The organism is Prosthecobacter sp., assembly GCF_046154365.1.
Taxonomy (GTDB): Bacteria; Verrucomicrobiota; Verrucomicrobiia; order Verrucomicrobiales; family Verrucomicrobiaceae; genus Prosthecobacter.
Window position 1 is genome coordinate 1 of the sequence record NZ_JBJXFV010000142.1, and the last position, 6,488, is coordinate 6,488.

8 protein-coding genes are annotated in these 6,488 nt (G+C 61.3%); 5 read left to right on the forward strand and 3 right to left on the reverse strand.

The features are described from left to right. Positions 1-454: pseudouridine synthase (locus ACKVY0_RS18345; RefSeq protein ID WP_409216283.1), on the reverse strand; the 454-nt coding region annotated here is incomplete at its 3' end. 80 nt (positions 455-534) lie between these two features. Between ACKVY0_RS18345 and ACKVY0_RS18350 the strand changes: the two genes are divergently transcribed. Next, the gene (locus ACKVY0_RS18350; protein ID WP_409216284.1) at positions 535-1,107 is read left to right on the forward strand and encodes a c-type cytochrome domain-containing protein; all 573 of its coding nucleotides are present in this window, start codon (positions 535-537) and stop codon (positions 1,105-1,107) included. A gap of 87 nt (positions 1,108-1,194) precedes the next feature. On the opposite strand, the gene ACKVY0_RS18355 is transcribed toward ACKVY0_RS18350, so the two are convergent. Further along, complete coding sequence (locus ACKVY0_RS18355; protein WP_409216285.1) at positions 1,195-1,641, reverse strand: YkgJ family cysteine cluster protein; 447 nt, start codon at positions 1,639-1,641, stop codon at positions 1,195-1,197. 160 nt (positions 1,642-1,801) lie between these two features. Between ACKVY0_RS18355 and ACKVY0_RS18360 the strand changes: the two genes are divergently transcribed. The 3 genes from ACKVY0_RS18360 (at position 1,802) to ACKVY0_RS18370 (ending at position 5,497) form a co-directional block, all read left to right on the forward strand. Beyond that, positions 1,802-4,384, forward strand: a complete 2,583-nt coding sequence (locus ACKVY0_RS18360; protein ID WP_409216286.1) for a protein kinase domain-containing protein — start codon at positions 1,802-1,804, stop codon at positions 4,382-4,384. Continuing rightward, complete coding sequence (locus ACKVY0_RS18365; RefSeq protein ID WP_409216287.1) at positions 4,381-4,788, forward strand: SufE family protein; 408 nt, start codon at positions 4,381-4,383, stop codon at positions 4,786-4,788. Before ACKVY0_RS18360 ends, ACKVY0_RS18365 begins: the two co-directional genes overlap by 4 nt. A gap of 118 nt (positions 4,789-4,906) precedes the next feature. Continuing rightward, positions 4,907-5,497 (forward strand): GNAT family N-acetyltransferase, encoded by a 591-nt coding sequence (locus tag ACKVY0_RS18370; RefSeq protein WP_409216288.1) that lies wholly within the window; start codon positions 4,907-4,909, stop codon positions 5,495-5,497. A gap of 139 nt (positions 5,498-5,636) precedes the next feature. Here the strand turns inward: ACKVY0_RS18370 and ACKVY0_RS18375 are convergent, their stop codons facing one another. Beyond that, the gene (locus ACKVY0_RS18375) at positions 5,637-5,861 is read right to left on the reverse strand and encodes a hypothetical protein (RefSeq protein WP_409216289.1); all 225 of its coding nucleotides are present in this window, start codon (positions 5,859-5,861) and stop codon (positions 5,637-5,639) included. A 257-nt stretch (positions 5,862-6,118) separates the two neighbouring features. On the opposite strand from ACKVY0_RS18375, the gene ACKVY0_RS18380 reads away from it, so the two are divergent. Beyond that, positions 6,119-6,488 (forward strand): transposase (locus tag ACKVY0_RS18380; RefSeq protein ID WP_409216290.1); only part of this gene is annotated, 370 nt, incomplete at its 3' end.

Here is a 6,488-nt window from a genome sequence, read left to right on the forward strand (position 1 = left end):
GTAGCACGCGCTTGTAGGGCTCGGTTTTGGCAAAGACGATGAGGCCGGAGGTGTCGCGGTCGAGGCGGTGGACGATCCAGACGCGGTTGCGGGCGTCGGTGGCGCGGACGTGGTCGGTGAGGGCGGCGTAGGCGGTGCGGCCGTTGCCGGAGTCGAGGGCGACGGTGAGCCAGCCGGAGCCTTTGTGGAGGACGATGATGGCATCATCTTCGTGGACGATTTCCAGGCCCGCAGGTAGCGGCGCGGCGGCCTTCCGAGGCGCATGTTCGACTTTGATGGTGATTTTGTCGCCGGGCTTGAGCTTGTGGTCGTGGCGGGTCACGGAGTGGTCGTTGACGCGGACGCTGCCGAATTTGAGCCACTGCTTGAGGCGGGTGCGCTTCATGTCGGGCCAGTTCTCGAAGAGAAAGGGCAGCAGTTCGGCGGCTTCGGAGACGGTGCGCTGGGGGGGCATGGGTCTTCATGCCACGGGAAGAAGTTGCTGGCTAAGGAAAAGCGGCATGGCACGTTCTCCTCCGACCCCAACGCGCGCCCATGTCCCTGCCTCGCCATACCCTCCTCATTTCATTTCTTGCCGCCTTCACCGCCGGTGCGGCAGACTTCAAGAAAGACATCCAGCCGATCCTGGAAAAGAACTGCTACGAGTGCCACAGCGAGAAGAACAAAAAGCGGAAGGGGGGCTTCGTGTTTGACGTGCTGGAAACCTTCAAGCTCGACATTGCCGACAATGACGTGGCGCAAATCCGGCCAGGGAAGCCGGCGGAGAGCCATTTCCTCGATATCATGATCAATAATGGCAAGAATCACATGCCGCCGGATGAGCAGCTTTCGGCCGGTGACATCAAAAAGATCACGGAATGGATCGCGGAAGGCGCGAGTTTTGACAAAGATGCGCCGAAACTGGCCCCCGTGGCGGCGAAAAAGGTGCTGCCGCCGATCATGAGCTGGACGAATCTGGATGGCAAAACGATCAAGGCCGGGTTCGTGCGGCTGGAAGGCGAGAACGTCGTCCTGCGCATGCCGGCAAATGCAGCGGAGGTGCCGTACCCGCTGGCGAAGCTGTCCGAGGCCAGCCAGAAGCTGGCGCGGGATTGCGCGGTGCCTTGAGGTGGTTGATAGGGGTTAGTTGATGGTTGATAGCCAGAAACTGACGCCTCGGCGTCAGTCAGGCCATCAACCATCAACTTCGAACCATCAACTTTTCAGCGCGGCGCTGACGGCTGCTTCGAGCGGGCGGGAGCCGTCGCCGCCGAGGCGTTCGTCGAGGGCTTCGAGGCGCTGGATGAGATCGGCGACGTGTTTGCGCGGATACATGCCGCCGGCTTCGGCGCAAAAGTGCGTGCGGCAGCCGAAGGGGCGGTGCGCGTAGATGGTGCAGCGGCCATCGCGGCCCAGGAGCGGGCAGGCACCGTCGGGATGGGGTTTGAGGGCTTTGCGACCACTGGCACGGACGCCCTGGGCCGCATAGAGCGCCTCACCCTTCGTGAGCAGCGGGGTGTGGCCAGCGAGGCGAAAATGGCAGCAGCCGGTGCGCATTTCGCACTGGCGGGGCAGGGGGCGGCGCTCCAGCTCGGCATAGATGGCCTCGATTTCGGGGCGGTGGTCGGGCTTTGGGTTTTTCATGCGGCGTGCAATGAGCATGGCCGTGCTGGCAGTTGTGGCACGCGATTTTTGCAAAGCGGCATTTGAGATTTGAGATTTCGCATTCCGCCCCCATCGTACGCACCCTGCATGCGCTCCCACCGGTTTTTCCGAGGCATCCGGGTTCAACCCTCACCTTTTTGAGACAACCAAAGCACGCATGAGTCTGCCAGAAATCGCCGGACATGAATTGCAGGACCTGGTCGGCAGCGGGAGTTGCGGGGCCGTGTACCGGGCGGTGTCCACGCATGGCAAGGCCTGCGCGGTCAAGGTGTTCAGCTCGATGGCGATCAACCGCAAGGCGCTGAACACCGCGTTCCATGCGTTGCAGCAGATGCCGCACCATCGCGGCGTGCTGCCGGTGGAAAGCTACAGTTTTGACAAGACGCCCTACTACTGCGTGATGCCGCTGGTCGGCGTGATGACGAAGGACAGCCATGGCCGCCGCCTGTGGCAGACGCCGTCGCTCGAATCCGCCTGCAACGGCCTGCCGCCGGAACAGGCGTGGCGGCACATTTATGAAGTGGCCGATGCGCTGGCGTGGCTGCACAAACACGGCATCCCGCATGGCAATCTGCGTCCGGCCAATGTGCTGCTGGAAGACGATGCGGAGTCCTCGATCCGCCTCAGTGACATCGCGCAGGGCTGGGTCGGCGGCATTCATCATCTCGATCTCACGGATCACTTTGTGCATCTCTGCCCCGAGCAGGCGGAGAATCCGGATGGCGTGTTTGCCGGCTATGGGCCGAAGTGGGATGTGTATAGTTTTGGCGTGCTGGCGTATCGTTTGCTCACGGGCGTGCTGCCCCGTGGTGCGGACATGTGGGCAGGTGAGGTCGAGCGTGCGCGACAGCAGGCGGCGGCAGGGCTCGCGGTGCAGATTGACAGCAATGCGCTGCTCACTGCGGTCAAATCACAGCCGAAGATCGTCTGGCCGCAGCCGGCGCAGTCGAAGTGGGAGGAGCGCCGTCACAACATCATCGAACGCGCCCTCGATCTGAACCCCGCCGCGCGCTGGGCGGACATGCGCGAAATCGTGCGCGAATTCGAGGTGCTCGAAAGTGACTACCTGCTGGAGGAATCACGCGAGCAGACGGTCCGTGAACGCCAGAAGCAGGCGAAGAAAGTTCTCTCGCTGCAAACGGCGGCCATCTCGCTGCTGACCATCTTTGTCTTCTGCTTCATCTATGCCTTTGTCACCCTGCGCCGAGCGCAAAAGGCCGAGACGACCATCGACCACATCAGCGCGAACCACAAGATTGAGACAGATGCGCTCGATGGCCGCATTACCTCGCTGACGAGCGAGCGTGACATCGCGCGCAGCGCCAAGGCCGTGGCGGATCAGAATTTGCAGAACTCGCAGAATGCCGTGGACCAGTTCCTCACGCAGCTCCTGCAAACGCCGACCGGCAACGAAATGGAGGCGGGCTTCCAGAAGGAGCAGCTCCACGATGCACTGGCCTACTGCATGCGCGGCCTGCCGGTGTTGGAGCAGACGCCCTCGCTCGGCGTCGAACGGTTGCGTGCGTATGGCAATATTGGCCAGCTTCACCTCAAGCTGCGCAACAGCGTGCAGGCGGTGGTGTTTCTCTTGAAGGCACGCGAGCAGGCGACGGAACTCATCGCCAAAGGCACCGGTGAAGGCGCTCAAATTGCGCTCTACCAGCAGTGGCTGGGCCGCTACAGCCTGCTGCTCTCCGACATTCGCGGACGTGAGGGCCGCCATGTGGACTCGCTCGCGCTGCTGAAGGACGCCACGTTGAATCTCGACAAAGGCCTGGCCGCTGATCCGAAAAACCGTCTCGCCCGCAACGAATGCGCCCGTGCCTGGCTCGAATACGGCCTGCGCACACTGCGCAACGGTGACGTGACCGACTCCGAGCAGGCGATGGCACGCGTGCCGGCGATCCTTGACCCGAAACTCATCGGCCACGATCTCCTCAACGAAGAAAAATTCATCCTCGCCCGGGCGAAGTTTGCCAAAGGTATCAGCCAGCGTGACGCCGGCAAGGTCGAGGACGCGCTCAACACGCTGATCGATTCCGTCAAGGACATGGGCGAACTCGTGCTCGGCAGTAGTCCGCGCAATCAGGATCAGGCCCTGCTGCTCGCCGAGGCCTACACCGAACTTGCGGAACTCATCGGTCGGCATTTCAGCGGTGCCGATGCCAAGGAAGCGCACAATCAGGCGCTGCCGATCCTGCTCGAATTGAACCGGCTGCTGCCTGAATGGACCGAGGTGAAATACCTCCTCGCCCGCAACTACGGCGCTCTGGCAGGACTGGCACGTGATGCCGGCAGTCCGGCCGAAGCCAGCAAGAAAAAGCAGGACGCCATCGAGATGGTGAATGAAATCCTCGCCGATGACAAAACCAACGCGCGCTATGGTTTCCTGCTGGCCAAGCTGCGTGGTGAATACGCCGAGCTGATGGCGGACAACGGCAAAACCGCCGCCGCCATTCCGATTGCGAAGCAGGCCGTGGAAGCTCTCGAAGCTCTCATCGCCGCGCAGCCGGCCATGGACAAACTCACGCCGGAGCGCCGCATGTGGTCCAGCCAACTCGCACAGCTTTATGGCGCATTGGGCCACACCACTGAAGCTGCTGGCAAAAAAACTGAGGCCAAAGCCGCCTTTGCCAAAGCCGTCGCCATCTGGGAAAAACTCGCCGCCGCCATCGCCAACGATGAGGCCATCCAGGCTGGTTTGAACTGGAGCAAGGGCCGTCTCGCGAAGATCAAATGACCCTGGCGGAGCAACAGCAGGCGCTCATCGACGACCTGAACATCATCCACGACCCGCACGAGCGCCTGAACGCCGTCGTGTCACGCGGTGCGGCGATGAAACTGGCTGAGGAACACAAGATCGAGGCCAACCTCGTCCCCGGCTGCGTCTCCCGCGTCTGGCTGCATGGCGAACTCGTCGATGGCCGCTCCCGTTTCGCCTGTGATGCCGAATCGCCCATGGTCAAAGGCCTCGCCGCGTTGTTGTGCGAGCTTTATACCGATGCCGATCCCGCTGAAGTCGCCGCCATCGAGCCGAAAGTCTGGGAAGGCTGCGGCTTCACCAAAATGCTCTCCCCCACACGTTTGAACGGCCTCGCGAACATGCGGAAGCGGATTCGGGAGATGGCGCAGCGGTTCGCTTGATGCTTCCCAGAATGATTGGAACAGGAGATAACGGAGGAAACAAAGGTCTGACTCTGCATCAATCCGGTCTCCGTTAACTTCGTTATCTCCTGTGAAAATCAGGACGCTCCACTTCCCGATGCTTCGTCTCCAAAACTTCCACGGCCCCGAACTCGAACCGCATCTCGATGCACTCGGAGCGCTGCGCATCGCCGTGTTTCATGAGTATCCGTATCTCTATGACGGCTGCCTCGACTACGAGCGCGAATACCTGCGCACCTACCTCAAATCGCAGGACAGCCTCGTCGTGCTGGCCTTCGATGACGACCGCGTCGTCGGTGCCACCACCTGTCTGCCGATGCTCGATGAAGGCCCGGAGTTTCAGGCGGCCTTTGTGAATGCAGGTTACGATCTCGCCACCATCTGCTACTTCGGCGAATCCATCCTCCTGCCGCAGTATCGCGGCCAAGGCATCGGGAAGGAGTTCTTCGCTCGTCGTGAAGCTCACGTTCGCACTCTGGGCCTGAAACTCAGCACCTTCTGCGCCGTGGACCGCCCCGCCGACCATCCGCTGCGTCCCGCAGGCTATCGTCCGCTCGATGACTTCTGGCGCAGCCAGGGCTACACGAGGCATCCCGAGTTGCAGGCGACGTTTGTGTGGAAGGAGATCGGTGAGGAGATCGAATCCCCGAAGACGCTGACGTTTTGGACCAAGGAGCACGCCGTCTAGGGAACCGCTGATTAAAGCCACACCGCAGCTCTGGAGCGCAGCGGAAGCAGCCGAAGGCAATTTGGAACGCCGCAGAGGATTGATCCAGAAGGTTTTCTCTGCGGCGTTCCTGCCACTGCGGTGTTAAATCAGTGTTTCACTAGCCTGAGACACGAGCAGGGCGCACACGGCGCTTCCGAGCCACGGGAGACTTCGCCGCCCCGCCTGTGGCCGCCAGCGTTTTACTCGGACGTGTGTTACCCAGTGTCTCGCGCCGCTTGGTCTGTCCTCGCGCCCAGGCGATGAGCTTCGTGCGGTCATAGCCAAACTCTGCCGCGATGGCGGCGCGGATGTCACTGACTTCCTGGACGATGGTGTCATTCATGGCTGGAGTTGGATGAGGGTTTCGGGCACCCAAATAGCTGAAAATCGTCGTCTCACTGCCGACCGTCTCCATCCGTGGAGATGATCGCCGGTCAGCACAGCTCATAAAGCGGGCAGGTTGCCAGTCAAAGCCACCTCATGCATCGAATGCTACGGCGCGTCGTCACCTGATGTGAAAAGGGAATGCCGCAGATTCAGAAAAGCCGCAGATGCATCCAATCGGTGGCTTCCTGAATCTGCGGCAAATCAGTCAAGCAGTTGCCTGCCGCCGTTTCCCGCAGCGACCGCAACAACCCAGTCACCCGCACCCTCCCACTCAGCGGCGAAGAGTTCGTCAAAAGACACCTACACCATGTCCAACCCGCCAAACTGCGTGCCGTGCGCTACTACGGTTACCACCACCCCACCGCCAGCCGAGCGGCGGCGGTAGCCGCGAGACAGACTGCGAAGAACGAGCAGCACTGGAAACCCAGAACGAAGGAGCCTCTTGCAAAACCTCTTCCAAGCGCAGTCTGCATGTTTTTGCCTGCCCATCTTTTTGCCTTCAATGCCTCCCGATCCCAAGCTTGGCGGCGGCTTGCGCCAGAATGGAAGGCAAAAACATGGGCAGGCAGAAATATCCTGCATC